General features: G+C 68.7%; 1 protein-coding gene. It reads left to right on the top strand.

What is annotated here, in order from left to right; all coding sequences use genetic code 11:
• Positions 1-259: 259 nt before the first annotated feature.
• Complete coding sequence (locus AB0M36_RS37630; RefSeq protein ID WP_364167599.1) at positions 260-1303, top strand: IS110 family transposase; 1044 nt, start codon at positions 260-262, stop codon at positions 1301-1303.
• Positions 1304-1335: the final 32 nt, after the last annotated feature.

Genomic DNA, 1335 nt, shown 5'->3' on the forward strand with positions numbered 1-1335 from the left:
GGGGGAGGGGATGGCCCACGCAGGGATCAAGCCTGACAGTGAGGATGGGGGGCGTCCTCCTCGGGCTGGGTCTGACCCTAAGCCTGGCTGACCTCGGGTCCTTGAGCGGATCTGTCGACCCGGCCGAGGAGGACGCTCGTGCACTCACCGCATGGGTGTCGTGACTTCATAGGAGCCTGGCTAGAGGCCCCATCACTGTCTTGTCCGATCCCGTCCGGCTGGTGCGTGCCGCCCTGACCGGTCGACGAACAGGACAGCTATGGCCACCATGACACATCCACCGGTGCAGGTCACCGCAGGCGTGGACACCCACAAAGACACGCACACCGCGGCTGCCGTCGACGACGCCGGACGCCTGCTGGGCACCGCCCAGTTCCCTGCCACCCCGGCAGGACACCGGCAGCTGCTGGACTGGCTGCGCCGGCACGGCACGGTCACGCTCATCGGTGTCGAAGGAACCGGCGCCTACGGCGCCGGCCTCACCCGCTACCTGAGCACCCAGCAGATCAGCGTGGTCGAGGTGGACCGGCCTGACCGCGCCACGCGCCGCCATCGCGGCAAAAGCGACCCCGTCGACGCTGAATCCGCCGCCCGCGCTGCCCTGAGTAAGCGTGCTACCGGCACCCCGAAACAACGCGACGGCCGTGTCGAAGCCCTGCGCCAACTACGCCTGGCCCGATCCTGCGCGGTCAAACACCGCGCTGAGCTGCAGCAACGCCTGCACGCCCTGATCGTCACCGCAGGAGAACCACTACGCGGCAAGCTGCGTGCTCTCACCGCAGCCCAGCTCGTGCACGTCTGCGCCAGGCTACGCCCCGACCCCACCCACGCCGGCAATCCCGACACCGCCACGAAAATCGCACTACGCAGCATCGCCCGCCGCCACACACAGCTCAGCGCCGAGATCCACGCACTGGACCAGGTCATCAACCCCCTGGTCAAAGCGATCAACCCCGCACTCAGCGCCACCCACGGCGTGGGCCCCGAAGTCGCCGGACAGCTACTGGTCACCGCCGGCGACAACCCCCACAGACTCCGCACCGAAGCCGCGTTCGCCATGCTCTGCGGTGCCGCGCCGCTACCCGCCAGCAGCGGCAAAACCCACCGCCACCGGCTCAACCGCGGCGGGGACCGACAAGCCAACTGTGCCCTCTACCGGATCGTGCTCACCCGACTGGCCCGCGATCCCCGCACCCGCGCCTACCGCGACCGCCGCCTCCAACAAGGCCTGAGCCGCCCAGAAATCTTCCGCTGCCTCAAGCGCTACATCGCCCGCGAGATCTACACCCTGCTCACCACTTGACGACCATAGGAGCATCCGCCCGGAGTGGGTCA

Source organism: Actinoplanes sp. NPDC051346, assembly GCF_040682215.1.
Classification (GTDB): Bacteria; Actinomycetota; Actinomycetes; order Mycobacteriales; family Micromonosporaceae; genus Actinoplanes.

Coding starts and splice junctions, on each gene's coding strand:
- AB0M36_RS37630 (WP_364167599.1), top strand. CDS start 260: ATGGCCACCATGACACATCCACCGGTGCAGGTCACCGCAGGCGTGGAC.